This is a genomic window from Streptomyces sp. URMC 126 (genome assembly GCF_051386555.1).
Taxonomy (GTDB): Bacteria; Actinomycetota; Actinomycetes; order Streptomycetales; family Streptomycetaceae; genus Streptomyces.
This window is the reverse complement of the sequence record NZ_JBPQTX010001078.1, coordinates 1-255: the sequence shown is the minus strand read 5'-3', so window position 1 is coordinate 255 and position 255 is coordinate 1. Positions and strand designations below refer to the sequence as shown.

General features: G+C 50.6%; 1 protein-coding gene. It reads right to left on the bottom strand.

Annotation, left to right across the window (positions count from 1 at the left end):
* On the bottom strand, nt 1-255 hold a 255-nt coding region (locus ACSNOK_RS35165; RefSeq protein WP_436784755.1), incomplete at both ends, for a ferrochelatase.

The window sequence follows — 255 nt, the reverse complement described above, 5'->3', positions numbered from 1 at the left end:
GGATGGACCTAACCATTCTCCTGGACCAAATTTAGATTGAAAACTAATTGAGATGGGAAGATCTGGGAAAGCGGCCGCAATGGCATCGCGGGTAGCTATGCACTGTGCTTTATAGTGTGCCGCGCAGTGATAGCGCTGGTCAGGAACTCCGTGAAACGAGAGCAGAACATGGTCGTAGGGCACAGTCGCGCATAGATCCCTAATCTGTTGCTGATACCAGTGGATCATGTGAGGTTCGGTCGCATAGCTAGATAC